Source organism: Citrobacter sp. Cf088, from assembly GCF_030334295.1.
In the GTDB taxonomy this organism is placed as follows: domain Bacteria; phylum Pseudomonadota; class Gammaproteobacteria; order Enterobacterales; family Enterobacteriaceae; genus Citrobacter; species Citrobacter freundii.
Genome location: NZ_JAOWEE010000040.1, coordinates 368,861 through 395,435, shown reverse-complemented (window position 1 = coordinate 395,435; position 26,575 = coordinate 368,861). Strand labels below are relative to the sequence as shown.

The 26,575-nt window shown below is 53.0% G+C and carries 26 protein-coding genes and 1 other annotated feature; of the genes, 14 read left to right on the top strand and 12 right to left on the bottom strand.

What is annotated here, in order from left to right; translation table 11 throughout:
• Nucleotides 1–118: 118 nt before the first annotated feature.
• The 7 genes from OGV71_RS07180 to OGV71_RS25555 all read right to left on the bottom strand — a co-directional run bounded on the left by OGV71_RS07180 (nucleotide 119) and on the right by OGV71_RS25555 (nucleotide 5,826).
• Nucleotides 119–1,339, bottom strand: a complete 1,221-nt coding sequence (locus OGV71_RS07180; protein WP_286532963.1) for a tyrosine-type recombinase/integrase — start codon at nucleotides 1,337–1,339, stop codon at nucleotides 119–121.
• A gap of 320 nt (nucleotides 1,340–1,659) precedes the next feature.
• The gene (mnmE, locus tag OGV71_RS07175) at nucleotides 1,660–3,024 is read right to left on the bottom strand and encodes a tRNA uridine-5-carboxymethylaminomethyl(34) synthesis GTPase MnmE (RefSeq protein ID WP_003844431.1); all 1,365 of its coding nucleotides are present in this window, start codon (nucleotides 3,022–3,024) and stop codon (nucleotides 1,660–1,662) included.
• Between the two features lie 105 nt (nucleotides 3,025–3,129).
• On the bottom strand, nucleotides 3,130–4,776 hold the full coding sequence (gene yidC / locus OGV71_RS07170; RefSeq protein WP_003023844.1) for a membrane protein insertase YidC: 1,647 nt from the start codon (nucleotides 4,774–4,776) through the stop codon (nucleotides 3,130–3,132).
• Nucleotides 4,777–4,778: 2 nt separating this feature from the next.
• Nucleotides 4,779–5,036, bottom strand: a complete 258-nt coding sequence (yidD, locus tag OGV71_RS07165; RefSeq protein ID WP_003023846.1) for a membrane protein insertion efficiency factor YidD — start codon at nucleotides 5,034–5,036, stop codon at nucleotides 4,779–4,781.
• The gene (rnpA, locus tag OGV71_RS07160) at nucleotides 5,000–5,359 is read right to left on the bottom strand and encodes a ribonuclease P protein component (protein WP_003844432.1); all 360 of its coding nucleotides are present in this window, start codon (nucleotides 5,357–5,359) and stop codon (nucleotides 5,000–5,002) included. Before rnpA ends, yidD begins: the two co-directional genes overlap by 37 nt.
• 17 nt (nucleotides 5,360–5,376) lie before the next feature.
• On the bottom strand, nucleotides 5,377–5,517 hold the full coding sequence (gene rpmH / locus OGV71_RS07155; protein ID WP_003023858.1) for a 50S ribosomal protein L34: 141 nt from the start codon (nucleotides 5,515–5,517) through the stop codon (nucleotides 5,377–5,379).
• A 228-nt stretch (nucleotides 5,518–5,745) separates the two neighbouring features.
• On the bottom strand, nucleotides 5,746–5,826 hold the full coding sequence (locus OGV71_RS25555; protein WP_418222139.1) for a hypothetical protein: 81 nt from the start codon (nucleotides 5,824–5,826) through the stop codon (nucleotides 5,746–5,748).
• A 297-nt stretch (nucleotides 5,827–6,123) separates the two neighbouring features.
• On the opposite strand from OGV71_RS25555, the gene dnaA reads away from it, so the two are divergent.
• The 5 genes from dnaA to yidA all read left to right on the top strand — a co-directional run bounded on the left by dnaA (nucleotide 6,124) and on the right by yidA (nucleotide 13,119).
• On the top strand, nucleotides 6,124–7,527 hold the full coding sequence (gene dnaA / locus OGV71_RS07150) for a chromosomal replication initiator protein DnaA (RefSeq protein ID WP_003023861.1): 1,404 nt from the start codon (nucleotides 6,124–6,126) through the stop codon (nucleotides 7,525–7,527).
• A 4-nt stretch (nucleotides 7,528–7,531) separates the two neighbouring features.
• Nucleotides 7,532–8,632 carry a DNA polymerase III subunit beta gene (gene dnaN / locus OGV71_RS07145; protein ID WP_003023863.1) on the top strand — a complete coding sequence of 367 codons (1,101 nt, stop codon included), beginning with the start codon at nucleotides 7,532–7,534 and terminating at the stop codon, nucleotides 8,630–8,632.
• Nucleotides 8,632–9,705: a DNA replication/repair protein RecF gene (gene recF / locus OGV71_RS07140; protein WP_181509893.1), complete on the top strand. Its 1,074-nt coding sequence runs from the start codon at nucleotides 8,632–8,634 to the stop codon at nucleotides 9,703–9,705. Before dnaN ends, recF begins: the two co-directional genes overlap by 1 nt.
• Nucleotides 9,706–9,733: 28 nt before the next feature.
• Entirely contained in the window at nucleotides 9,734–12,148 is a 2,415-nt protein-coding gene (gene gyrB / locus OGV71_RS07135; protein ID WP_192464863.1) for a DNA topoisomerase (ATP-hydrolyzing) subunit B, read from the top strand.
• A 158-nt stretch (nucleotides 12,149–12,306) separates the two neighbouring features.
• On the top strand, nucleotides 12,307–13,119 hold the full coding sequence (yidA, locus tag OGV71_RS07130; protein ID WP_204583159.1) for a sugar-phosphatase: 813 nt from the start codon (nucleotides 12,307–12,309) through the stop codon (nucleotides 13,117–13,119).
• Between the two features lie 22 nt (nucleotides 13,120–13,141).
• Here the strand turns inward: yidA and cbrA are convergent, their stop codons facing one another.
• Entirely contained in the window at nucleotides 13,142–14,242 is a 1,101-nt protein-coding gene (gene cbrA, locus OGV71_RS07125; RefSeq protein ID WP_204583160.1) for a colicin M resistance lipid reductase CbrA, read from the bottom strand.
• A 99-nt stretch (nucleotides 14,243–14,341) separates the two neighbouring features.
• Here cbrA and OGV71_RS07120 point away from each other — a divergent pair, with 99 nt between their 5' ends.
• Entirely contained in the window at nucleotides 14,342–15,568 is a 1,227-nt protein-coding gene (locus OGV71_RS07120; RefSeq protein ID WP_204583161.1) for a YidR family protein, read from the top strand.
• Between the two features lies 1 nt (nucleotide 15,569).
• Here OGV71_RS07120 and OGV71_RS07115 read toward each other — a convergent pair whose 3' ends face one another.
• Nucleotides 15,570–15,902: a YceK/YidQ family lipoprotein gene (locus tag OGV71_RS07115; RefSeq protein ID WP_003840607.1), complete on the bottom strand. Its 333-nt coding sequence runs from the start codon at nucleotides 15,900–15,902 to the stop codon at nucleotides 15,570–15,572.
• 238 nt (nucleotides 15,903–16,140) lie between these two features.
• Nucleotides 16,141–16,213 (top strand) — a sequence feature (ROSE (Repression Of Heat Shock gene Expression) occurs in the 5'-region of heat shock genes and acts as an RNA thermometer to modulate expression.).
• On the opposite strand from OGV71_RS07115, the gene ibpA reads away from it, so the two are divergent.
• The 6 genes from ibpA to OGV71_RS07085 all read left to right on the top strand — a co-directional run bounded on the left by ibpA (nucleotide 16,207) and on the right by OGV71_RS07085 (nucleotide 20,339).
• Complete coding sequence (gene ibpA / locus OGV71_RS07110) at nucleotides 16,207–16,620, top strand: small heat shock chaperone IbpA (RefSeq protein ID WP_003023882.1); 414 nt, start codon at nucleotides 16,207–16,209, stop codon at nucleotides 16,618–16,620. (Overlaps the previous feature by 7 nt.)
• A gap of 92 nt (nucleotides 16,621–16,712) precedes the next feature.
• Nucleotides 16,713–17,141 carry a small heat shock chaperone IbpB gene (ibpB, locus tag OGV71_RS07105; RefSeq protein WP_003840609.1) on the top strand — a complete coding sequence of 143 codons (429 nt, stop codon included), beginning with the start codon at nucleotides 16,713–16,715 and terminating at the stop codon, nucleotides 17,139–17,141.
• A 124-nt stretch (nucleotides 17,142–17,265) separates the two neighbouring features.
• Entirely contained in the window at nucleotides 17,266–18,927 is a 1,662-nt protein-coding gene (locus OGV71_RS07100; protein ID WP_003023886.1) for a putative transporter, read from the top strand.
• 185 nt (nucleotides 18,928–19,112) lie between these two features.
• Nucleotides 19,113–19,460 (top strand): YidH family protein, encoded by a 348-nt coding sequence (locus OGV71_RS07095; protein WP_003023888.1) that lies wholly within the window; start codon nucleotides 19,113–19,115, stop codon nucleotides 19,458–19,460.
• Nucleotides 19,450–19,812 carry a DUF202 domain-containing protein gene (locus tag OGV71_RS07090; RefSeq protein WP_003023890.1) on the top strand — a complete coding sequence of 121 codons (363 nt, stop codon included), beginning with the start codon at nucleotides 19,450–19,452 and terminating at the stop codon, nucleotides 19,810–19,812. The genes OGV71_RS07095 and OGV71_RS07090 overlap by 11 nt, the downstream gene beginning before the upstream one ends.
• A 14-nt stretch (nucleotides 19,813–19,826) precedes the next feature.
• Nucleotides 19,827–20,339, top strand: a complete 513-nt coding sequence (locus tag OGV71_RS07085; RefSeq protein ID WP_286532955.1) for a radical SAM protein — start codon at nucleotides 19,827–19,829, stop codon at nucleotides 20,337–20,339.
• 2 nt (nucleotides 20,340–20,341) lie between these two features.
• On the opposite strand, the gene dsdA is transcribed toward OGV71_RS07085, so the two are convergent.
• Both dsdA and dsdX read right to left on the bottom strand, forming a co-directional pair.
• Nucleotides 20,342–21,664, bottom strand: a complete 1,323-nt coding sequence (gene dsdA / locus OGV71_RS07080; protein ID WP_204583162.1) for a D-serine ammonia-lyase — start codon at nucleotides 21,662–21,664, stop codon at nucleotides 20,342–20,344.
• A gap of 17 nt (nucleotides 21,665–21,681) precedes the next feature.
• On the bottom strand, nucleotides 21,682–23,019 hold the full coding sequence (dsdX, locus tag OGV71_RS07075) for a D-serine transporter DsdX (protein WP_003844455.1): 1,338 nt from the start codon (nucleotides 23,017–23,019) through the stop codon (nucleotides 21,682–21,684).
• A 229-nt stretch (nucleotides 23,020–23,248) separates the two neighbouring features.
• Between dsdX and dsdC the strand changes: the two genes are divergently transcribed.
• Both dsdC and OGV71_RS07065 read left to right on the top strand, forming a co-directional pair.
• On the top strand, nucleotides 23,249–24,175 hold the full coding sequence (gene dsdC / locus OGV71_RS07070) for a DNA-binding transcriptional regulator DsdC (RefSeq protein ID WP_204584365.1): 927 nt from the start codon (nucleotides 23,249–23,251) through the stop codon (nucleotides 24,173–24,175).
• Between the two features lie 78 nt (nucleotides 24,176–24,253).
• Nucleotides 24,254–25,336, top strand: coding sequence for a cellulase family glycosylhydrolase (locus OGV71_RS07065; RefSeq protein WP_174501263.1), 1,083 nt, complete (start codon nucleotides 24,254–24,256; stop codon nucleotides 25,334–25,336).
• Here the strand turns inward: OGV71_RS07065 and emrD are convergent.
• The gene (gene emrD, locus OGV71_RS07060; protein WP_044714253.1) at nucleotides 25,263–26,447 is read right to left on the bottom strand and encodes a multidrug efflux MFS transporter EmrD; all 1,185 of its coding nucleotides are present in this window, start codon (nucleotides 26,445–26,447) and stop codon (nucleotides 25,263–25,265) included. The two genes, OGV71_RS07065 and emrD, sit on opposite strands and share 74 nt — an antisense overlap.
• Nucleotides 26,448–26,575: the final 128 nt, after the last annotated feature.

Below are 26,575 nucleotides of genomic sequence, written 5' to 3'. Positions count from 1 at the left end.
ATAAATAATATAAAATTAACAGTGTTCCTTTTTAAATTATCTCGTATTTACAAAGAATTTAAAACTATTATTTAACATACAGTTAAGTGATTTTAGAGAAATGTAGAACTCTTCATAATTAACGATTTATCTCATAAGCCTTCCCAAACTTCCCGATAACCACCTTCCGCCCCTCCTCAATCTGCGCATCAACAAAGTCCGCCCAGGACTGAAGCATCTCCCGGCGCTGATTCAGGTATTCCGCACGATTGTAGACACCGCGAACGCCGCCGATCTTATGCGCCAGGCATTTCTCTACCCAGTCGGAGTTGTAGCCTTGCTCATGTAACAATGTGCTGGCAGTACGCCGGAAGTCATGAATAACAAAATCCCTGACGTTCAGATCCAGCGTACGCACTGCGCAGTTAAGCGTTGTTTTGGAGATCGGGCGTCGGTGGTCGTTTCGGCTGGGGAAGACGTAAGGGGAATCTCCGGCCAGAAATTTTAGCTCTTCGAACATCGCCAGCGCCTGCTTTGACAGCGGAACAATATGCGGGTTATCCATCTTCATTCTTTCGCCGGGGATACGCCATTCCAGCGCGTTGAAGTTAACTTCACTCCATGTCGCTTCAATCATCTCCGATTTACGCACCATGCAGATGATCAGTAGGTGCAGAGCCAGCTTGTGGCGTCGGTTCATGTTAGAGGTGTAGATCCCCCGTAGCAGGATGCCGATCTCTTCTGCGGTTAGCGCCACGTCACGGCTTGTTGCTTGTGCGATATAACGGGCCTCAATAGCGGCTGCCGGGTTGTTGAAGATGATTCCCCTGGAAATCGCATAGGCCAGCATGCGTTTAAGCACGTTTCGCGTCAGCAGCGCGACGTGATCCGAACCTCGTTGTTTGATGCGGTCGAGCACGACCTGAATGTGAGCGGTTGTGAGTTCTTCCAGTTCCAGCTTCCCGATGATGGGAATGATGTCCTTCTCGATAACGCGAGTGATGTTGCGCGGATCGCGGTTACTTTTTTCAACGATATCGGTCAACCAGCGTTTGGCGAACGCTTTTACTGTTGTCGGGTCTTTCTGTTTAAGCTTTTCTTCCTGTTTTTTCTGCGCGGGATTGATGCCATGGGCCACCATTGAGCGACACTTTTCACGCCAAAGCCGCGCTTCTGCAAGTGAGAAAGCCGGGTATTCGCCCAGCGTGATCTTTTGCGATTTGTTGTCAAAGCGGTAGCGGAAACGCCAGATTTTCCGTCCGGTGGGAAGAACTTCAATCACCAGTCCGTCATGATCGGCAAGTTGCCAGGGGCGATTTCTGGGGGCAAGTGTGCGTAGTTTGGTATCTGAAAGTGCCATATCTCACCTCTACAGTGTGTCCATGAGCATCCTTTCTAATAGATTGTTTAATATTGGATTATTAACACCTTCTTTTTCACTGTGTCCATGAGAAGGCAGATTTGAGTGTTTTTTATACCGTTTTTTGTGTCCATTTGATGTGATTTTTAGCGCAAAAAATGAACAATGGCACAGCGGTTTTTTGGCTATGGGCACAATTCAGGACACAAAAATCGCGGATGAACCCGCACGACTATGGACGAGTATGGAAAGTAAAAACCCGCATTAACAGGTAGTTAATGCGGGTTAGTGAACGTTCACGGACGAGGATGGACTAAAACTTACTTACCGATACAGAAGCTGGAGAAAATTCGTCCCAGCAGATCGTCGGAGGTAAATTCCCCGGTGATCTCACTGAGGTTCTGCTGCGCCAGGCGTAGCTCCTCAGCCAGCAATTCTCCGGCCCATGCTCCGAGCAGTTGGGCTTTACCCTGCTCGAGATGCTCCGCCGCTTCTGCCAGTGCCTGCAGGTGACGACGACGCGCCAGGAAGCCGCCTTCCATATTGGTTTCAAAGCCCATACTCTGTTTGAGATGGTTACGCAGTACGTCAACGCCTTCACCGGTACGTGCGGAGAGACGAACCAGTGAGTGGCCATTTACTTCGCTAAGGCCCAGCGTCTCACCGGTAATATCCGCTTTGTTACGCACCACGGTAATTGGCAGTTTGGCTGGCAGACGGGCAATAAAGTCTGGCCAGATGTCAGCCGGGTCCACGGCATCGGTGGTGGTGCCATCCACCATAAACAGCACACGGTCGGCTTGTTCGATTTCCTGCCACGCACGTTCGATACCGATGCGTTCAACTTCATCGCTGGCATCGCGCAAACCGGCAGTATCGATGATGTGCAGCGGCATACCGTCGATATGAATATGCTCACGCAATACGTCGCGAGTCGTCCCCGCAATGTCGGTCACAATAGCCGCCTCACGGCCTGCCAGCGCGTTCAGCAGGCTCGATTTCCCGGCGTTAGGGCGACCGGCAATGACTACCTTCATCCCTTCGCGCAGCAGGCTGCCCTGACGCGCTTCGGCACGTACGGCATCAAGATCGCTGATAACGCTATTGAGCTGCGCTTCAATCTTGCCGTCAGACAGGAAGTCGATTTCTTCATCCGGGAAGTCGATCGCCGCTTCCACATAGATGCGCAGGTGAGTGAGCGCTTCCACAAGATGATTTACCCGTGCGGAAAATGCACCCTGCAACGAGTTCAGCGCCGAGCGAGCGGCTTGCTCCGAGCTGGCATCGATCAGGTCAGCAATTGCCTCGGCCTGGGCTAAATCGAGCTTATCATTGAGAAACGCGCGCTCGGAGAATTCACCCGGTCTGGCAATGCGCAGCCCGGGAATGGTCAGAATACGTTTGAGCAGCAGGTCAAGAATCACCGGACCTCCGTGACCCTGAAGCTCTAAAACGTCTTCGCCGGTAAAGGAGTTCGGGCCGGGGAACCACAGGGCAATCCCCTGATCCAGCGTGCTGCCATCCGCGTCTTTAAACGGCAGATAATCGGCGTAACGCGGTTTGGGTAGTTTCCCCAGTACGGTTTCTGCGACCTCACGCGCCTTCAGGCCGGAGATACGCAGGATACCCACGCCACCACGTCCCGGTGGGGTGGCCTGAGCGACGATGGTGTCGTTATGGCTCATGGTTTGTCTCTTCTTAATGCAATAAAAAAGGCGGTCTAATGACCGCCCTTTACTTTATGTTCCGTTTGCCGGATGGCGGCTTCGCCTAATCCGGCCTACACCGAATCAGGAGTTTTTCTTCTCGCGGCTATGCAGGCCACGCTTCTCCAGACCACGGTAAATCAGCTGCTGCTGAATAATGGTTACCAGGTTGCTGACGATATAGTACAGCACCAGACCTGATGGGAACCACAGGAAGAACACGGTGAAGATGACCGGCATAAAGGTCATGATCTTCTGCTGCATCGGGTCGGTTACGGTGGTCGGAGACATCTTCTGAATGAAGAACATCGTCACGCCCATCAGAATCGGCAGAATGTAGTACGGGTCCTGTGCAGACAAGTCATGGATCCACAGAGCGAACGGCGCATGACGCAGTTCAATGGAGCCCATCAGCATGTAGTACAACGCCAGGAAGATTGGCATCTGGATGATCAGCGGGAAGCAGCCGCCCAGCGGGTTAACCTTCTCAGCTTTGTACAGGGCCATCATTTCCTGGCTCTGACGCTGTTTGTCATCGCCCAGACGCTCACGCATTGCCTGAATCTTCGGCTGCAGCATACGCATCTTCGCCATGGAGGTGTACTGCGCTTTGGTCAGCGGGTACATGATGCCACGAACGATAAAGGTGATAACGATGATGGAGAAGCCCCAGTTACCCAGGAAGCTATGGATCCATTTCAGCAGTTTAAACAGCGGCTGAGAAATGAACCACAACCAGCCGTAATCCACGGTCAGATCCAGGTGCGGTGCAACGGCCGCCATTTTATCCTGAATTTCCGGGCCGACCCACAGGGTACTGGTCATCGCGCCAGTCTGGCCAGGCTGTACCAGTACCGGCTGTGACTTATAGCCGATAGCGGCAATGCCGTTACCCAGGTTAGCGGTATAGAAGTTGTTGGTGCCGTCGTTACGCGGAACCCATGCCGTTGCGAAATACTGTTGCAGCATTGCGACCCAGCCGTCTTTAGCATTGACGTTCAGGTTTTCGTTTTCAGCAATGGTGTCGAATTTGTATTTCTCATACTTCTCATCCGGCGTGGAGTACGCCGCGCCGCGGAAGGTGTGCAGCGCAAAGTTGCTGCTTCCGGTATCGCGATGAGATGGCAGATTGATGGATTGCTTCAGCTGACCAAAGGTGGAGACTTCCAGCGGTTTTTCGCCGGCGTTCTGCACGCTGTAGTTAACGTTGACAGCATATTCACCACGCTTGAGTACAAACGTTTTAGTGAATGTGTTACCCGCTGCGTCAGTATAGGTCATCGGGATCTGCAGTTCGTTCTGACCGTCAGCCAGTACAAACGCGTCTTTCTCGACGTTGTACAGCGGACGCGGGCCGTTAGCCGGGTTATCCGGGCCGTCACGACCTGTCAGGCCACTCTGAGCCTGGTAGATGAACTGTGGCGTGGTTTCCAGTAACTGGAACGGTTCGGTAGAACCGAGTTCTTTCGGGTAAGCTGGCAGTGAAGCCTGTTCCACATCACCACCACGGGTGTTGATGGTCAGATCAAGCACGTCAGTTTTAACCGTAATCAGTTTCCCCTGGCCACTGGCCGGTACGCCCTGGTCTGCGGCGCTACCCGCTGCGGTGGTCGTTGTCTGCGTGGTCTGTTGGGCCTGAGGTTGCGGGTTTTTATCCTGCTCCCAGGCTTGCCAGATCATGAAAGACACGAACAGCAAAGCGATGACTAAAAGATTGCGTTGCGAATCCATCGTTAGTGTTCTCTGGTATCAAATGGTCCGGGCGGGACGGGATCGTCACCACCAGGGTGTAAAGGGTGGCATTTTAATACGCGTTTCACCGTCAACCAACTGCCTTTTATCACTCCAAACCTGCGCAATGCCTCAATTCCGTAGCTCGAACAGGTTGGAGTGAAACGGCAATGCGGCCCAAGCAGCGGACTGATCAGGCGTTGATAGACCCGAATGAGGGCTATCAGGACCCGCGAGCCAGGCGACAATGGCGACGCCATAATTTTTCCAACGCTTCCGAGAGAGCACGGTTATCGAGGTCAGCAACCCCTTTTTTCGCCACCACCACGAAATCCATTGCTGGAAGCTCGTGCTGACGTAAACGGAAGCTTTCACGCGTCAGACGTTTAATCCGATTGCGTTCATGCGCACGTTTAACATTTTTCTTGGCGACTGTAAGACCGATACGGGGATGCCCCAGCGAATTCAGGCGGCCGAGGATGGTGATTTGCGGCGTGCCAGCCCGTTGTGGCTGCTGGAAGACGAATGTGAAATGAGTGGGAGTTAACAAACGTAACTCCCTGGGAAATGCGAGCTTAACCACTCAGGGGCTAGCTTTTATTACTTAGAAACGGTCAGACGAGAACGGCCTTTAGCACGACGACGTGCCAGAACCTGACGACCATTTTTATTAGCCATACGAGCACGGAAGCCGTGAGAACGGTTGCGCTTCAGTACAGACGGTTGAAAAGTGCGTTTCATGGCGATTTCTACCTAAACTTGAATAAATTCACTGACTTTTGCGTATACCCGAACGAATTTCGAACGACTTACGCCACAGTGTGGGTGATTAAAGAGGCCGGATTGTAATAATTGTACACTCCGGAGTCAATTCTCTTTCCTTATTTCCCGCTTTTTTCCGCATGGTTTCGCGTAAAAAACAGGCAGCGTTGACGCCGTAAGGCGACCGTTACTCGCTGGGGGTAAGAATTATACGGGCTGGTGGATAAAGCGCAAGGATCGCTCGGGATCTTTATTAGATCGTTTAAGCAGTAAAGCATCTTTACTCATTAATTTTTTCAATATGCGCGCTAAAACCTGCAGCACTTCTCCAGGATCGTTTACACTTAGCCGATTCTGGATCATCCTGTGGATAAATCGGGAAGAATCTGTGAGAAACAGAAGATCTCTTTCTCAGTTTACGCTATGATCCGCGGTCCTGATCGTTTCAATGGATCCTGATCGGGTAAAAATTGCAGATAGCAATTCGCACGTCACCCTTTGCATAGGGTCTTGTCGGTGTGCGTCAACAATCATGAATGTTTCAGCCTTTGTCATTTATCGACTTTTGTTCGAGTGGAGTCCGCCGTGTCACTTTCGCTTTGGCAGCAGTGTCTTGCCCGATTGCAGGATGAGTTACCAGCCACAGAGTTCAGTATGTGGATACGCCCGTTGCAGGCGGAACTGAGCGATAACACGCTGGCTTTGTACGCGCCAAACCGTTTCGTGCTCGATTGGGTAAGGGATAAATACCTTAATAATATTAATGGATTACTCAATAATTTCTGTGGAGCGGATGCCCCACAGCTGCGCTTTGAAGTCGGTACTAAACCCGTCACGCAAACGCTGAAAACGCCGGTCAACAACGTTGTTGCGCCCGCCCACGTGACTCAGCAAGTGCAACCACAACGTGCTGCTCCGGCGGCGCGTCCAGGCTGGGATAACGTCCCGGCTCCGGCAGAACCTACCTATCGTTCTAACGTCAACGTCAAACACACGTTTGATAACTTCGTTGAAGGTAAATCTAACCAACTGGCGCGCGCGGCGGCACGTCAGGTGGCGGACAATCCTGGCGGCGCCTACAATCCGTTATTCCTTTATGGCGGTACGGGCCTGGGTAAAACTCACCTGCTGCACGCTGTCGGTAACGGCATTATGGCGCGTAAGCCAAACGCCAAAGTGGTGTATATGCACTCCGAGCGTTTTGTGCAGGACATGGTCAAAGCCCTGCAAAACAATGCGATCGAAGAGTTTAAACGCTACTACCGTTCCGTTGACGCGCTGCTGATTGACGATATCCAATTCTTCGCGAATAAAGAGCGATCGCAGGAAGAGTTTTTCCACACCTTTAACGCCCTGCTGGAAGGCAATCAGCAGATCATCCTGACCTCGGATCGCTATCCGAAGGAGATCAACGGCGTTGAAGATCGTCTGAAATCCCGTTTTGGCTGGGGACTGACTGTCGCGATCGAACCGCCTGAACTGGAAACGCGTGTTGCGATCCTGATGAAAAAAGCCGACGAAAACGACATTCGTCTGCCGGGTGAAGTAGCGTTCTTTATTGCCAAGCGTCTACGCTCTAACGTACGTGAGCTGGAAGGCGCACTGAACCGCGTGATCGCCAACGCCAATTTTACCGGCCGGGCGATTACTATCGATTTCGTGCGTGAAGCGCTGCGCGATCTGCTGGCTTTGCAGGAAAAGCTGGTCACCATCGACAATATCCAGAAGACGGTGGCGGAGTATTACAAAATCAAAATTGCGGATCTGCTTTCTAAGCGTCGATCTCGCTCGGTAGCTCGTCCGCGCCAGATGGCGATGGCGCTGGCAAAAGAGCTCACTAACCACAGTCTGCCGGAAATTGGCGACGCGTTTGGTGGGCGTGACCATACTACCGTGCTTCATGCCTGCCGAAAGATTGAGCAGTTGCGTGAGGAAAGCCATGATATTAAAGAAGATTTCTCCAATTTAATCAGAACATTATCTTCGTGACGCTATGAAATTTACCGTTGAACGTGAACATTTATTAAAACCGCTTCAGCAGGTCAGCGGCCCGCTGGGTGGACGTCCTACACTGCCGATCCTCGGAAACCTGCTGCTGCAGGTTGCTGACGGCACCCTTTCGCTTACCGGTACCGATCTCGAAATGGAGATGGTGGCGCGCGTGGCGCTGATCCAGCCTCATGAACCTGGTGCGACCACCGTTCCGGCGCGTAAATTCTTCGATATTTGCCGTGGATTACCAGAAGGGGCGGAAATTGCCGTTCAACTGGAAGGCGACCGTATGCTGGTGCGTTCTGGCCGCAGCCGTTTCTCGCTGTCTACGCTGCCTGCCGCCGACTTCCCGAATCTGGACGACTGGCAGAGCGAAGTCGAATTCACCCTGCCACAGGCGACAATGAAGCGCCTGATTGAAGCCACGCAGTTTTCGATGGCGCATCAGGACGTGCGTTACTACTTAAACGGCATGCTGTTTGAAACCGAAGGGGAAGAGTTGCGTACCGTGGCGACCGACGGTCACCGCCTGGCGGTCTGTTCAATGCCTGTCGGTCAGCCGTTGCCTAGCCATTCGGTGATCGTACCGCGTAAAGGTGTGATTGAACTGATGCGTATGCTCGACGGCGGCGATAACCCGCTGCGCGTGCAGATTGGCAGCAACAATATTCGTGCGCACGTTGGTGACTTCATCTTTACTTCCAAGCTGGTTGACGGTCGTTTCCCGGATTATCGCCGCGTATTGCCGAAGAATCCGGACAAACATCTGGAAGCCGGTTGCGATATCCTCAAACAGGCGTTTGCGCGTGCGGCGATTCTCTCCAACGAGAAATTCCGTGGCGTGCGTCTGTATGTCAGCGAAAACCAGCTCAAAATCACTGCCAACAACCCGGAGCAGGAAGAAGCAGAAGAAATTCTGGATGTTTCCTATCCTGGTACTGAACTGGAAATCGGCTTTAACGTGAGCTATGTGCTGGATGTGCTGAACGCGCTGAAGTGCGAAAACGTCCGTATTCTGCTGACCGACTCCGTCTCCAGCGTACAAATTGAAGATGCGGCGTCTCAGAGTGCTGCCTATGTTGTTATGCCAATGAGACTGTAATGTCGCTCTCCCGTCTGTTGATCCGCGATTTTCGCAATATCGAAAACGCGGATCTTGCCTTATCTCCCGGCTTTAACTTTCTGGTAGGCGCTAACGGCAGCGGCAAAACCAGCGTGCTGGAAGCTATCTATACGCTCGGCCATGGTCGGGCGTTTCGCAGTTTGCAGATTGGCCGCGTGATTCGCCACGAGCAGGAGTCGTTTGTTTTACACGGGCGTTTGCAGGGTGAAGAACGTGAGACGTCGATTGGCCTGACGAAAGACAAACTGGGTGACAGCAAAGTGCGCATTGACGGCACTGACGGGCACAAGGTCGCGGAACTGGCGCACCTGATGCCGATGCAGTTGATCACGCCTGAGGGGTTTACTTTACTCAATGGCGGCCCCAAATACAGAAGAGCATTCCTTGACTGGGGATGCTTTCACAATGAAGCCGGATTTTTCACCGCCTGGAGTAACCTGAAGCGACTGCTCAAGCAGCGCAATGCAGCGCTGCGCCAGGTGAGTCGTTATGAGCAACTGCGCCCGTGGGATAAAGAACTGATCCCACTGGCGGAACAAATCAGCACCTGGCGCGCGGAGTACAGCGCCGGTATCGCGCAGGATATGGCGGATACCTGCCAGCAGTTTCTTCCCGAGTTTTCTCTCTCCTTCTCTTTCCAGCGCGGCTGGGAGAAAGAGACAGATTACGCCGAAGTGCTGGAACGTAGTTTTGAACGCGATCGCATGTTGACCTACACCGCGCACGGTCCGCATAAGGCGGATTTCCGCATTCGCGCTGACGGTGCGCCGGTGGAAGATACATTGTCGCGTGGGCAGCTAAAGCTGCTGATGTGCGCCTTACGTCTGGCGCAAGGGGAGTTCCTGACCCGTGAAAGCGGGCGGCGCTGCCTGTACCTGATAGATGATTTTGCCTCTGAACTGGATGACGCGCGTCGCGGACTGCTGGCCAGCCGCTTAAAAGCCACGCAATCTCAGGTCTTTGTCAGCGCAATCAGCGCTGAACACGTTATAGACATGTCCGATGAAAATTCGAAGATGTTTACCGTGGAAAAGGGTAAAATAACGGATTAACCCAAGATAAAATGAGCGAGAAACGTTGATGTCGAATTCTTATGACTCCTCCAGTATCAAAGTCCTGAAAGGACTGGATGCGGTGCGTAAGCGCCCGGGTATGTATATCGGCGACACGGATGACGGCACCGGTCTGCACCACATGGTATTCGAGGTGGTAGATAACGCTATCGACGAAGCGCTCGCGGGTCACTGTAAAGATATCGTGGTAACGATTCACGCTGACAACTCCGTGTCCGTTACCGATGATGGCCGTGGTATCCCAACCGGTATTCACCCGGAAGAGGGCGTTTCGGCAGCGGAAGTTATCATGACCGTTTTGCACGCAGGCGGTAAATTCGATGATAACTCCTATAAAGTTTCCGGCGGTCTGCACGGTGTGGGTGTTTCCGTCGTTAACGCCCTGTCACAGAAGCTGGAACTGGTGATTCGTCGTGAAGGCAAAGTGCATCAGCAAACTTACGTGCACGGTGTGCCGCAGGCACCGCTGGCAGTAACTGGCGAAACAGAAATGACGGGGACTCAGGTCCGTTTCTGGCCAAGCCACGAAACCTTTACCAACGTCGTTGAGTTCGAATACGACATTCTGGCGAAGCGTCTGCGTGAGCTGTCATTCCTGAACTCCGGCGTCTCTATTCGTCTGCGCGACAAGCGCGACGGCAAAGAAGACCATTTCCACTACGAAGGTGGCATCAAGGCGTTTGTTGAATACCTCAACAAAAACAAAACGCCGATCCACCCGAATATCTTCTACTTCTCCACTGAAAAAGACGGTATCGGCGTTGAAGTTGCGCTGCAGTGGAACGATGGTTTCCAGGAAAACATCTACTGCTTCACCAACAACATTCCGCAGCGTGACGGTGGTACTCACCTTGCAGGTTTCCGTGCGGCGATGACCCGTACCCTGAACGCCTATATGGACAAAGAAGGCTACAGCAAAAAAGCGAAAGTCAGCGCTACCGGTGACGATGCCCGTGAAGGCCTGATTGCCGTTGTTTCCGTGAAAGTACCGGATCCGAAGTTCTCCTCACAGACCAAAGACAAGCTGGTCTCCTCTGAGGTGAAATCGGCGGTAGAACAGCAGATGAACGAACTGCTGAGCGAATACCTGCTGGAAAACCCGTCTGACGCGAAAATCGTTGTCGGCAAAATTATTGATGCTGCGCGTGCCCGTGAAGCTGCACGTCGCGCGCGTGAAATGACCCGTCGTAAAGGCGCGCTGGACTTAGCGGGTCTGCCGGGCAAGCTGGCGGACTGTCAGGAACGCGACCCGGCGTTGTCCGAACTGTACCTGGTGGAAGGGGACTCCGCGGGCGGTTCTGCGAAGCAGGGCCGTAACCGTAAAAACCAGGCGATTCTGCCGCTGAAGGGTAAAATTCTTAACGTTGAGAAGGCGCGTTTCGACAAGATGCTCTCTTCTCAGGAAGTGGCGACGCTGATCACCGCGCTGGGCTGCGGCATCGGTCGCGACGAGTACAACCCGGACAAACTGCGTTATCACAGCATCATCATCATGACCGATGCGGACGTCGATGGCTCGCACATTCGTACGCTGCTGTTGACCTTCTTCTATCGTCAGATGCCGGAAATCGTTGAACGCGGCCACGTTTACATTGCACAGCCACCGCTGTACAAAGTGAAAAAAGGCAAGCAGGAACAGTACATTAAAGATGACGAAGCGATGGATCAGTACCAGATTTCTATCGCTCTGGATGGCGCCACGCTGCACACCAACGCCAGCGCACCAGCCCTTTCAGGTGAGTCGTTAGAGAAACTGGTTTCTGAATACAACGCGACGCAGAAAATGATTGGCCGTATGGAACGTCGTTTCCCGAAAGCGCTGCTGAAAGAACTGGTTTATCAACCGACGCTGCCGGAAGCTGATTTGGCAAACGAACAGAACGTTACCCGCTGGGTTAATGCGCTGATTACCGAGCTGAACGAAAAAGAACAGCACGGTAGCCTGTGGAAGTTTGATATCCACCACAACGCAGAGCAGAACCTGTTTGAACCGATTGTGCGCGTCCGTACTCACGGTGTGGATACCGACTACGTTCTGGACCACGAGTTTGTGACTGGTGGCGAATACCGTCGTATTTGTACGCTTGGCGAGAAGCTGCGTGGACTGATCGAAGACGATGCGTTTATCGAACGTGGCGAGCGTCGCCAGCCGGTTGCCAGCTTCGAGCAGGCGCTGGAATGGCTGCAGAAAGAGTCACGTCGCGGCCTCGCTATCCAGCGTTATAAAGGTCTGGGCGAGATGAACCCGGAACAGCTGTGGGAAACCACCATGGATCCGGAAAGCCGTCGTATGCTGCGCGTTACCGTGAAGGATGCGATTGCTGCCGACCAGCTGTTCACCACGCTGATGGGCGACGCCGTTGAACCGCGTCGCGCGTTTATCGAAGAGAATGCCCTGAAAGCGGCGAACATCGATATCTAATCGTGCGTTGTTAAACATACCCGGTTGTTTGCGCAACCGGGTATTTTTTTGCCCAAAAAAGAGGAATCTCGATTCCCCTTTCTATCCCCCTTTTCGTAGCTGTTTTTTGAGCGGAATCGCGTTAGCATGAGGACGGACTCATTTAATCCGGGGAACTCATGGCTATCAAACTTATTGCTATCGACATGGATGGCACACTTCTGCTGCCCGATCACACCATTTCACCTGCGGTCAAAACGGCGATTGCCGCGGCGCACGCGCGTGGCGTGAATGTGGTGCTGACCACAGGACGCCCGTATGCCGGCGTTCACAGTTATCTGAAAGAACTGCATATGGAACAACCCGGTGACTACTGCATTACCTACAACGGTGCGCTGGTGCAGAAAGCTGGAGATGGCAGTACCGTAGCGCAAACTGCGTTAAGCTATGACGATTATCGCTACCTGGAGCAGCTTTCCCGGGAAGTTGGCTCACATTTCCACGCCCTCGATCGCAACACGTTGTATACCGCGAACCGTGACATCAGCTACTACACGGTGCACGAATCGTTTGTCGCGACCATCCCGCTGGTGTTCTGTGAAGCCGAGAAAATGGATCCAGAAACCCAGTTCCTGAAAGTGATGATGATTGATGAACCGGAGATCCTCGATAAAGCCATCTCGCGCATCCCAGCAGAAGTAAAAGAGAAGTACACCGTATTGAAAAGTGCGCCGTATTTCCTCGAAATCCTCGATAAGCGCGTCAATAAAGGGACGGGCGTAAAATCGCTGGCCGATGCGTTAGGTATTAAAGCCGAAGAGGTGATGGCGATAGGCGATCAGGAAAACGACATCGCGATGATTGAATACGCAGGCGTGGGCGTTGCTATGGACAACGCTATTCCATCAGTCAAAGAAATCGCCAACTTCGTGACCAAATCCAACCTCGAAGATGGCGTCGCGTATGCCATTGAGAAATTTGCGCTGAATTAAGAAATTATGGGCAAGTGCCTTGTTACATTTGCCCTGTTTCAGCCATGATTTGTGGTGCTGAATGGTCTCCCTGGGGAATATGCGCCACGCCGCTGCGCATAATCCATTTACGGGAAAATGCCGACGTCAGGGCTCGGCTTTTCAGGATTTTGCCATACAGTTTGAGACGTAACCTTTGGGTGGCTTTACGGTAAGCGTGATTCATATCTGGCGTATCCCGCAGCAGTACCGATTTGAGGATCTCCGCGCTGTCCAGCGCATAGCTAATCCCTTCCAGCGAGCTGGCGCTGATAAAACCGGCAGCTTCGCCAATCAAAAACGCATTGTCTTCACCGCAGACGAAATCCTTCCAGCGTGAGGGGAACAGCACCGTACATTTTTCACTTTTCACCGGTTTGCCGAACTGGAAATGGAACGCTTTCAGCTTCTCCTTCAGCGCGTCAAAGCGTGCCTGTCCGTCCTTCATGGGGTAGGCGCCACCAAAGATAAAATAGCCATCTTTGCTGATACTCCATGAATAACAGTCAGTTGCATCGTTATCAAAAATACAGGAATAGAACGGCACAGGATGTTTCTCCGCAAACCATTGTTGAATAGCGACATATTTACGGATTTGGTGCTGGGGATAGAGATGACGGCGCACCAGTGAATTCGCACCGTCTGCCCCCACCAGATAACGCGCGGTGATCTGCTGCTCCCAACCGTCGGCGCGGAAGATAACATGCCATTTATCGCCCTCGCGCCAGATTTTCCGACACAGGCTGTCGTGGTACACCTGCACATCATCAGGGATGAGAGATTTAAGCCATAAATCAAAAGCATGGCGGTTGATATTAATGTAGCTGCGCTGGTAGTTACGCGTCAAAGAAGCGGCAACATCAATAGTTTTAACGCTAAAAATCTGCGGGTTGGCGATGACATCAACGGGTAAGGTTATACCATCGCGGATAAACGAACGCTGGGCGTCCGGGGCCAGCAGACCGCCGCAGGGTTTAGTGAAACCTTCGTTGCCGCACTGGCGTTTTTTATCCAACGCAATCACGCGCATTTTTCCGCTCAACTGCCGCGCCAGCCCTGCGCCTGCCGGACCTAATCCGATAATCGCCACGTCAAAATGTTCCATCTTTCTGTCCGCAAAAATGAAGATGGCGATACGCTAAAGCCTGAAAGTGAAGTGCTTGTGAAGTATGATTGCTTTAATCGTCTTGTATCAGGGCATCCCATGAAGCAAATCACCTTTACGCCGCGTAATCATCAGCTTACCAATATTAACACCTGGACACCGGACAGCCAGTGGCTGGTCTTTGATGTGCGTCCTTCTGGCGCCTCCTTTACCGGTGAAACAATTGAGCGCGTCAATATCCATACTGGCGAACTGGAGGTGATTTACCGGGCTACTCAGGGAGCGCACGTTGGCGTGGTGACCGTTCATCCAAAGTCGGAAAAATATGTATTCATTCATGGGCCTGAAAATCCTGATGAAACATGGCATTACGACTTCCATCATCGTCGTGGGGTGATTGTTACGCAGGCTGGGGTGGAGAATCTGGATGCGATGGATATTACCGCGCCGTACACGCCAGGCGCGCTGCGTGGCGGGAGTCATGTGCATGTCTTTAGCCCAAACGGTGAGTTTGTCAGTTTCACCTATAACGACCATGTTTTGCATGAGCGCTCGGCGGCGCTGGATTTACGCAACGTCGGCGTGGCTGCACCGTATGGGCCGGTGAAAGTCTCCGCGCAGCATCCGCGTGAATACAGTGGCAGCCATTGGTGCGTGCTGGTGAGCCAGACGACACCAACGCCAAAACCGGGTAGCGATGAGATTAACCGTGCCTATGAAGAGGGCTGGGTAGGAGAAAACAGGCTGGCGTTTATCGGCGATACGTTATCAGTGAATGGCGAAAAAGTACCGGAATTGTTTATTGTCGATTTGCCACTGGATGAAAGTGGCTGGAAACAGCCGGGGGACGCGTCTCTGGAGGGGACTGACATGACCATGCCTGCGCCGCCATCCGGTATTTGCCAACGTCGCCTGACGTTTACCCATGAGCGCGCCTTCCCGGGGCTGGTGAATCAACCTCGCCATTGGGTACGCAGTAATCCAAAGGCGTCTGAGATTGCGTTTTTAATGCGTGATGACAGCTGTATTGTGCAGCTATGGCTGATTTCCCCACAGGGGGGTGCACCGCGTCAGCTTACCCAATGCTCTACGAATATTCAGTCAGCCTTTAACTGGCACCCATCGGGGAAATGGCTGGGATTTGTACTGGAGAACAGAATTGCTTGTTGTGATGTTCAAACGGGCGAGATTGATTTTTTAACGGAACGTCATGGTAATCCGCCGTCGGCCGATGCGATCGTCTTCTCCCCTGATGGTCGACAGGTTGCGTGGATGGAAGACGTCGAGGGTTTCCGCCAGCTGTGGGTGACTGAAACCGGGCGTTAACTTATGGAGCGGACATTTCTGCCGGGGGAATAACGGCGTTCGTGGCCTGGGTTCTCTCCTCGCTCTTTTCTACGCGGGATCTCACCGAGTTGTCTTTGCGAAAGAGATCCCACGGTAGCAATACCGTATCGAGCACCGCGGTGAAAGGCATATCCAGAATCGCCAGCGACTTGGTTCCCCAGTTCGTATCACTTTCGCTAATCATTGTGGCACTGGCTCGCGTGCCAGGATACGTCCCTTCTTTGCCACCGGTATGCGACATGATGCTGGAACAGCCGCTTACAAACGCTATCCCACTACACATCGTCAGTGTTACCAACATTTTTTTAATCATCATTTATTCATCTGTATTTATCGTGTTTGCATGGTGAGTTAAAGCGATCCGTTGCGAAAATAACATCACCATTTCGTCACACTGTGGCGGCCATCGCGATTTAACGAGAACAACTGCTCCCCCCAGTGTATGCAATAGACAACAAACTGCAAAAAAAGTCAGATGAATACGCTTGAAAAGTTTGTATTAAGACCCATTTTTAGAGTGTAGACAAATGAAGGGCATGCCTGATGGGTGTCCTGGCTACCTGACCTGTCCATGATGGAAGGTCAATTATTCTCGCTGATTTCAGGAGCTATTAATTATGCGTAACTTTGATTTATCCCCGCTGTACCGTTCTGCTATTGGTTTTGACCGTCTGTTTAACCTGCTGGAAAATAATCAGGGCCAAAGCAATGGCGGCTACCCTCCGTACAACGTTGAGCTGGTAGACGAAAACCATTACCGCATTGCAATTGCCGTTGCCGGTTTTGCTGAAAGCGAACTGGAAATTACTGCCCAGGATAATCTGCTGGTGGTGAAAGGCGCCCATGCGGACGATCAAAAAGAACGTACTTACCTGTATCAGGGTATTGCCGAGCGCAACTTCGAGCGTAAGTTCCAGTTAGCGGAGAACATTCATGTTCGCGGCGCAAACCTGGTAAATGGTCTGCTGTATATCGATCTTGAGCGCGTGATTCCTGAAGCGAATAAGCCGCGCCGCATCGAAATCAACTAATTCTATAGGCCGCTTCAGGCGGCCTTGCTAAGTCATCGGCTTGCCGTCAGGGAGCCGAAAGGTACCTACTCGCTTCTTAGAAGGAGATTATTATGCGTAACTACGATTTATCCCCACTGCTGCGTCAATGGATCGGTTTTGACAAACTGGCCAATGCTTTGCAAAACACCGGTGAAAGCCAGAGCTTCCCGCCTTATAACATCGAAAAGAGCGATGATAACCACTACCGCATTACCCTTGCGTTAGCCGGTTTCCGCCAGGAAGATTTGGATATTCAACTGGAAGGTACGCGCCTGACCGTGAAAGGTACGCCGCAGCAGCCGGAAAAAGAGACCAAATGGTTGCACCAGGGGCTGGTCATTCAGCCGTTCAGCCTGAGCTTTACGCTGGCTGAAAATATGGAGGTCTCCGGCGCAAGCTTCACTAACGGCTTGCTGCATATCGATTTGACCCGGAATGAACCTGAAGCCATTGCTCCACAACGTATCGCTATCAGCGAACGTCCCGCATTAAATAGTTAAATAGCTCCATGCCTTTGCCCCGCCAGAAATGACGGGGCTTTTTTGTGCTTTACCACCCATACATTGCGACTGTACTCTGCGAGAATCCATTTACTTAATGATGTTATTCACAGGGAACAAGATAATGAGTGATATAGCATTGACGGTCAGTGTTCTGGCATTAGTGGCAGTTGTCGGATTATGGATCGGCAACATAAAAATACGTGGTGTTGGTTTTGGCATCGGAGGCGTGCTGTTCGGCGGTATTATTGTCGGGCATTTTGTCGATCAGGCAGGGATGACCCTGAGCGGCGACATGCTGCATTTCATTCAGGAATTTGGCCTGATCCTGTTCGTCTACACCATCGGTATCCAGGTCGGACCGGGCTTTTTTGCGTCATTGCGCGTTTCGGGCCTGCGGCTGAATCTGTTTGCCGTGCTGATTGTCATCATGGGTGGCCTGGTCACCGCGATTCTGCATAAACTTTTTGCCATTCCTCTTCCCGTGGTACTGGGTATATTCTCCGGGGCGGTCACCAATACCCCAGCGTTGGGAGCCGGGCAGCAAATTCTGCGTGATCTGGGTACCCCTGGCGATGTGGTTGACCAGATGGGGATGAGCTATGCCATGGCTTATCCTTTCGGCATTTGCGGAATTTTACTCACCATGTGGCTGATGCGCCTTATTTTCCGCGTTAACGTCGATGCTGAAGCCCAGCAGCATGAATCCACGCTAACCAACGGGCACGCACTGATTCAGACGATGAACATCCGTGTGGAAAACCCAAACATCAACAATATGGCAATTCAGGATGTCCCGATTCTGAACAGCGACAAAATCATCTGCTCGCGTCTGAAACGTGACGAGACATTGATGGTACCGTCGCCAGGGACAGTTATCCAGATGGGCGACCTGTTACACCTGGTCGGGCAGCCAGCTGATTTGCACAACGCGCAGGTGGTGATTGGTCAGGAGGTGGACACATCGTTGTCGACGCGCGGGACTGATTTACGCGTTGAGCGCGTGGTGGTGACCAACGAACAAGTGCTGGGTAAACGTATCCGCGATCTGCACTTTAAAGAACGTTACGACGTGGTGATCTCCCGCCTGAACCGTGCGGGGGTTGAGCTGGTAGCCAGCAGCGACGCCAGCCTGCAATTCGGGGACATCCTCAATCTGGTTGGGCGCCCTTCGTCGATTGACGCCGTTGCTAATGTTGTCGGTAACGCGCAGCAAAAACTGCAGCAGGTGCAGATGCTGCCGGTATTTATCGGTATCGGACTGGGTGTTCTGCTGGGGTCAATCCCGCTGTTTATCCCGGGTTTCCCGGTGGCGTTGAAGCTGGGGCTGGCCGGTGGGCCGCTGATTATGGCTTTGATTCTTGGACGTATTGGCAGCATCGGTAAGCTGTACTGGTTTATGCCTCCCAGCGCTAACCTGGCGCTGCGAGAGTTGGGTATCGTACTGTTTCTAGCGGTGGTTGGTCTGAAGTCAGGCGGTGATTTTGTTCATACCCTGACGCAAGGCGATGGCTTGAGCTGGGTGGGCTACGGTATTTTCATTACCGCGATTCCGCTCATTACCGTGGGCTTGCTGGCACGGATCTTCGCCAAAATGAACTATCTGACGCTGTGCGGCATGCTGGCCGGCTCAATGACCGATCCTCCTGCGCTGGCGTTTGCTAACAACCTGCATGCCACCAGCGGGGCGGCTGCGCTCTCCTACGCGACCGTTTATCCGCTGGTCATGTTCCTGAGGATTATCACCCCGCAATTGCTGGCGGTGCTCTTCTGGGGATTAGGTTAAAACTGACTTATCCGGCCTGCATCTCCTGTAGGCCGGATAAAACGCAACTCGCCATCCGGCATTACAAACACCCTCTCTCTTTTCCATTGTCTCATCACCAGACTCGCCCTTTCGTTTGAGAATCAGGTTCATACTCCTTAACTGTTCCGGTATAACGATCAGATAACAATATTTAAGGAGCTGTCATGAAGATTTCTCGCCTTGGGGAAGCACCGGACTATCGCTTCTCGCTGGCAAATGAACGTACCTTTCTGGCGTGGATCCGCACCGCGCTCGGATTTCTGGCTGCGGGGGTTGGCCTTGATCAACTGGCCCCGGATTTTGCCACGCCGGTCATCCGTGAGGCGCTTGCCTTGTTGCTGTGTCTGTTTGCCGGCGGTCTGGCGATCTACGGCTACCTGCGCTGGCTACGTAACGAAAAGGCGATGCGACTGAAAGAGGACTTGCCCTACACCCACAGCCTGCTGATTATCAGCGTTATGTTGACTATTGTGGCAGTGATTGTCATGACGCTGGTGCTGTATGCCGGATAGCCGCAAATCGCGACGTATCGCCGACCCGGGGTTACAACCGGAGCGAACATCGCTGGCCTGGTTTCGTACCCTGCTGGGTTATGGTGCGTTAATGGCGCTGGCGCTGAAGCACAACTGGCATCAGGCGGGCTTCCTGTTTTGGGTTTCAATTGTGGTGCTGGCGATGGTGGGAATCGTACTTTGGCGCTATACCCGCAGCCGTAATCTGATGGATGTTACACATAGCGATTTTTCTGAATCTCGTGCGGTGCGTGACAAATTTATGATCTCCCTCGCGGTGTTATCCCTCGCAATACTGTTTGCTGTAACGCATGTTCGCCAACTTATCGTATTTATCGGGAATTTTGCATGACAGGATGTGAGAACATGGATGTTAGTGATGATGTTTTAAACGTGGTGATTGACCACCAGAAGTGTTTACAACCAGTCGAAGTGTACCGTGGTTTGCAACAAGGAAATGTTCGCCTGGTACAGTTTATTCCGCTGGTTAAGCACGATGGCTCAGGTCATCTGACAGACGAATCGGTTACGTCTGAGACGTGGGGCCGATTTTTAATTACGATATTTGATATCTGGGTACGTGAAGATATTAATCAGATATCTATCCAGCTTTTCGACAAAACGCTCCGCCAGTGGTGTGGTCTGGCAGCACAGATTGAACGACAGACCATGTCATCAATAAATACGCGTTGCCAGACATGCTCATTGTTTCAATATTACCATGGTGATTGTCCTGCGTACTGCGAGGAAAATGGAAAGGGCGTACTGTGTGCAGGATATCAGGCTTTCTTCAATCATACCGCACCGCATATGCGCGTGATGCGTGACCTGCTTAAGCAGCATCGCTCACCGATGGAGCTGATGGCGATGCTGCGCTGAGATTAGCGCCCTTTCGCCAGGTATTGCGCCATCTCGGTTTCCGGCACCATGCCGCCGCCGGTCGCCCACACCAGGTGCGTGGCGTTATTGAGCTGATCCGCGCTGAAGCCATGCATCTGCTGGTAAGCCTTGGAGGCGCAAACGTGCTGAGGGCCAGCCATGCCTGCCAGCGCCGACGGCTCAAGACGAATGCCTTCTTCCTGCGCCAGCCAGCCCAGCATATCGTACATTGTCTGATCGTCCAGGGTGTACAGACCGTCGAGCAGACGTTCCATCGCCCGGCCAACAAAGCCCGATGCGCGACCCACCGCCAGTCCATCCGCTGCTGTCAGGTTATCGATGCCGATGTCCTGTACGGAAATGGTATCGTGCAGCCCGGTGTAAATCCCCAGCAGCATGCACGGTGAATGAGTCGGTTCAGCGAAGAAGCAGTGTACGTTATCGCCAAACGCCAGCTTAAGGCCAAACGCCACGCCGCCAGGGCCGCCGCCGACGCCGCAAGGCAGGTAAACAAACAGTGGATGGTCTGAATCCACCGTGCGTCCCTGCTGGGCAAACTGCGCTTTCAGACGCTGACCGGCGACCGCATAGCCTAAAAATAGCGTGCGGGAATTTTCATCATCGATAAAGAAGCAGTTCGGATCGGACTGCGCCGCCTTACGACCTTGTTCAACCGCCACGCCGTAATCTTCTTCGTACTCCACTACCGTCACGCCGTGGCTGCGCAGCTTGGCTTTTTTCCACGCGCGGGCGTCAGCGGACATATGCACCGTGACGTTAAAGCCAATGCGGGCACTCATGATACCAATCGACATCCCCAGGTTGCCGGTGGAGCCAACCGCGATGCTGTACTGGCTGAAAAACTGTTTGAACTCCGGCGAAAGCAGAACGCGGTAATCGTCTTTGGTGGTCAGCAGACCGGCTTCCAGCGCCAGTTTTTCCGCATGGGTCAGTACTTCATAAATGCCGCCACGCGCTTTAATCGAGCCTGAAATCGGCAAATGACTGTCTTTCTTCAGCAGGACTTCGCCGTTAATGTGTTGCCCGAACTCTTTTTCCAACCGTTTTTGCATGGCAGGGATTGCGGCCAGCTCAGATTCGATAATGCCCCCGGTGGCGGCGGTTTCCGGGAAGGCCTGCGCCAGATACGGTGCGAAGCGCGTCAGACGCGCGTGGGCGTCCTCAACGTCGTGTGCTGTCAGGCCAACATACGGTAAACCTTCCGCAAGAGAGGTGGTGCCAGGGTTAAACCAGGTTGTCTCTTTCAGAGCCACCAGATCTTCCACTAAAGGATGCTGGGCGATAAGTGTTTGAATGTTTTCCATAGTCAGTCTCTTCGCGCTTAGATAATAAAGGAAAGCAGGAATGTGCAAGCCAGTGCAATAACGGACGCGATAAATGTCGCGGTCGTATAGTATTTGAACGTTTCATTCAGGGTGGCGCCGCAATACTGCTTCACCAGCCAGAACAGGGAATCGGTGACGATCGTGCAGCCAATAGCGCCGGAACCGATGGCAATGGCGATGATCTCCGGGCTAACGTTGGGATACAGCGGTAGCATCGGGGCAACGATTGCCGTTGCGCCCATCATCGCCACCGTGGCAGAGCCTACCGCCGCATGCAGAATCAGAGCGACCAGCCACGCCAGTAGAATCGGGTGCATATGCATGTTTGAGAGGATCAGCGCCAGAGTATCCGCCAGCCCGCTGCTCTTGAGAATAGCGTTGAATGCGCCGCCTGCGCCGATAATCAGCAAAATGTTAGCAATCGAGCCAAAACCGTTTTCGGTGTGGGTCAGCAGCGCACCCATACCGATGTGCTGACGCAGACCGAGAATGTAATAGGCTACGAAAACGGCGATAAACATCGCGGTGATCGGGTTACCAATAAACTCCAGCAGCGTATACAGCGTACTGCCTTTCGCCATGTTCAGTTCCGCGACGGTTTTCACCAGCATCAGGCCAATCGGCAGCAGTACGGTAAACAGCGTCGCGCCCAGCGATGGCAGCGTGCTTTCATCACGCACTTTCAGGTCGGAAAACTCAGCCGGTACTGGTTTAAATGGCAGACGGTTACCGAGGAATTTCAGGTACAGCGGCCCACCGACAAGCGAAGCCATTAAACCCACCAGTAAGCCGTAGACAATCACGGTGCCAATGTCTGCGCCCAGCTTATTCGCCACGAACAGGGCGGCCGGATGCGGAGGTACGACGCAGTGTACCGCCATCAGCGCCGTACACAGCGGAATCGCCAGCTTCAGTAATGAGGTATTGGTTTTTTTAGCAATCGAAAAGGCCAGTGGAATCAACAGCACCACGCCGACCTCAACGAACAGCGTGATCCCGCAAATCAGCCCGACCAGCACCATAATGACGTCGGCGGAAAGCCAGCGGCAGCGCTGCAGCGTCAGACCGATGCGTTCGGCCGCGCCGGACACTTCCATCATTTTGCCCAGAATGGTCCCAAGGCCGATAACCGCCGCGAGGAAGCCCAGCGTACCGCCGATGCCGCTCTCAATGGCATTGACCATATCCAGCGGCCCCATCCCCATCATCGTACCCACGAAGAAACTGGCTAACAGCAGCGCCAGAAACGGGTGGAATTTGAACTTCACGATGGTCAAAACGATTAACACGATGCTTATCAGCAGCGTGCTCACAACCCAGATTTGAGAGTGCATAGCTCACCTTGCCCTGTGATTAATATGGGTTTATTGGACAAAAATAAGGCACCGTCTGACAAACGATATAAATCTCCTTTCACATGAGCCAGATTGCATCAAGTGAGTGATTTACGTCTAATTACGCTATGTTTATGCGATATGGTTCACCTTGATTCATCTTTATGCTGATTTTTGCAGCGAAGTTTTTTACACTCCGGCGAATGAATCAGGAGGACAGGAGGTGAGTTTGGATCCCCTACGCGAGGTCAGAAACCGGCTGCTCAATGGCTGGCAGCTGTCAAAGCTGTATACTTTTGAAGTGGCGGCCCGGCATCAGTCGTTTGCGCTGGCGGCAGATGAGCTGTCGTTAAGCCCCAGCGCCGTCAGCCATCGCATTAATCAGTTGGAAGATGAACTGGGCATTCAGCTGTTTGTCCGTTCGCACCGTAAAGTGGAACTCACCCACGAGGGTAAGCGGGTATTCTGGGCGCTGAAATCGTCGCTGGATACGCTGAATCAGGAAATCCTCGATATTAAAAACCAGGAGCTGTCCGGGACGCTCACCGTCTACTCTCGACCTTCTATCGCCCAGTGCTGGCTGGTTCCGGCGCTCGGTGACTTTACCCGTCGCTACCCGTCAATTTCACTGACCATCCTGACTGGGAATGACAACGTCAATTTACAGCGTGCCGGGGTCGATTTGGCTATCTATTTTGACGATGCGCCCTCCGCGCAGCTTACGCACCACTTCCTGATGGATGAAGAGATCCTACCGGTATGCAGCCCGGACTACGCTCGCCGCTATGACCTTACCGGTTCGTTAGTGAATTTGCCGCACTGCACCTTGCTGCACGACAGACAGGCATGGAGTAACGACTCAGGAACCGATGAATGGCACAGCTGGGCGCAGCATTTTACGGCGAATTTGCCGACATCATCGGGGATTGGTTTCGATCGTTCTGATTTAGCGGTAATTGCCGCCATGAACCATATCGGCGTGGCGATGGGCCGAAAGCGGCTGGTGCAAAAACGTCTCGACAGCGGAGAACTGGTCGCGCCTTTTGGCGATATGGCGCTGAAATGCCATCAGCATTACTACATCACCACGCTGCCCGGCAGGCAGTGGCCGAAAATCGAGGCGTTTATTAGCTGGCTTCAGGAACAGGTAAAATAAGCGGACCGCGAATATTTTTTACGCTTTCTCTCTACACGGAAAGTGAAAAAGCGTGCTAAATACGTGATATCACTCCTGATGATTTGCGTAAGGACGACCGTGTTAAAGCCGATTGTTTCCCTTTTACTATTGGCCAGCGCCACCGTGTGTGCCGCGCAACCTGCGCTGACGGCGGCGCAGTATGCACAGCAGCTTGGCGTTGGGATGGACGTAGATTGGGCGCGCACCGATCGGGGTATCCGTGAATTCGATCCGCTGGTAGTGCGGGACTACAAGGCGAAAGGGTTGGCCCACGTACGCATTCGCGTAGCGGGAGAGCCTACGGAGGCGCGGCTGATTCATCTGCGCAAGCTGGTGGAAGCCTGCGAGCAGTATGGCGTGATCCCGATCATTGCCTATCAGGCAGACGAATATAAAAAAGACCCCAGCGCCGGGAACGAAAAAGAGGTGGTTAACTGGTGGGTGGCGGTGGCGCATTACTTTGGTCAACGCTCGCCGTTGCTGGGGTTCGACCTGATCTACGACCCCTCTGATAAGCTCAACCATAATCAGTCGTCGCTCAATCGCGTGTATGACAAAGCCATTCGAATCATCCATGCCATCGATCCACAGCGAATGATTTTTATCGCGCCGAAACTGCATGCCGCTCCGGAAGATTTGGCCAACCTAAAGCTGCCGCCGCAAAGTCAGAATACGGTGCTGGCCCAATGGCATATTTTTCCGTGGGGACCGCTGAAAAATAACGGCAAATATCCGTGGACCTCAGGGACTGCGGCAGAAAAGGCCGCCATTCGCGCCCGTATCAATACCGCCATTCATTGGCAACAGAAAACCGGGCATGTCAGTTGGGTAGGGGGCTGGTCGCCGGGAGAAACCGTCAAAAACGCGCCTTCTGCCTCGCAAATGGCGTTTGCCCGCTTTATGGCGTGCGAGCTGAAAAAAGCGAAAATTCCCTATGCTATCAATGCGGATACGCAGTTCTATGATGGTGAGGAGGGGGCCTGGCGTCCGGCGCTGGAGCCGTTGCTGACGACGATTATCGCGCCAGAATGCGAAAAGCCCGGCGATAAGCCGGGCCATCATACGCTTAAACCGCCTGTCCCTGATGCGACACGCGTGATGCCAGCGGAAGCCAGCAAACAAAAATCAACAGCCCCATAAGGGTCATCAGCAGGCCCAGACTGGCTTGCCCGGTCTGCGGCAGCATGGCAGAGAACCACGCCAGCACGCCGGAACCAATGTTCTGTAATCCCCCAACCAGCGCGCCGGCAGTGCCTGCCAGGAACGGGAAAGGCTCCATTGCACCGCTGGTTGCCAGCGGAAACAACATTCCGGCGCCGAAGAAAAATAGTGCGGCAGGAACCAGCAGCGTCCAGACGTTCATCACGTCAAACAGCCCTGGGATCCACATCATTAAACCCGCTACCAGACAGCAGGTCACCGACTGCCACATTAGCGTCGAGAAACGTTTATTCGGGCGACCGGCGAACCATGCGCCGAAAAACGCCGCCGGGATGGGCAGGATAAACAGGATACTGACCACCATGCTGCTTAGACCGAGACGTGCGCCCAATAATACTCCGGAGCAGGCCTCAAAGACCGCAACACCCGCCAGACCACCGATCAACATCAGCACGTAACAGGTGAAAGCGCTATTACCAAACAGGGTTTTGTAGCTGGCTATCAGCTGTGGACGCGGCGCACCTGCAGGGCGCGTTTCCGGCATCCAGCGTGCCATGCTAAACGTCACGCCCGCACACAGAATCAACAGAAAAATATAGCAGGCACGCCAGTTCCACACTGTATCCAGCACACCGCCAATCAGCGGAGCTAACAGCGGACTGACCAGAATCCCCATGTTTAACAGACTATTGGCGTGGCGCAGCTGCGTGCCTTCGTACAGATCGCGCGGTAACGTTCGCGCCATCACACCGCCGACGCCCGTTCCCATCCCCTGGATGGCACTGGCGATAATCAGTACCGTCAGGCTATGCGTGGTAATCGCGACCAGCGTGGCCAGCATAAAAATAGACATCCCGGCGAGGATAACCGGGCGGCGGCCAACGCGGTCTGAAAGGGGACCGTAAACCAGTTGTGATAGACCATAGGTCAACAGATAGGCGGCCATTACGCTTTGCACCGCCCCTTCGCGAACGTTCAGTTCACGCGCCATATCAGCAATCGCGGGGATATAAATGGTTTGCGCCATCTGACCTACCGCCACCAGTAATACCAACATCAACAACAAATTGACGCTTCTATGCCTTTTCATTTCGCTGATTACTTTTAAAAAAGAGAAAAAAGAAGAATAAGGTGCTGCACTTTCCCGTAAATGCGCGTGGAATCTACCACAACAGAAAAAGAAGGCCAGATAGTGGGCTGGAATGTTTATGTGATGGA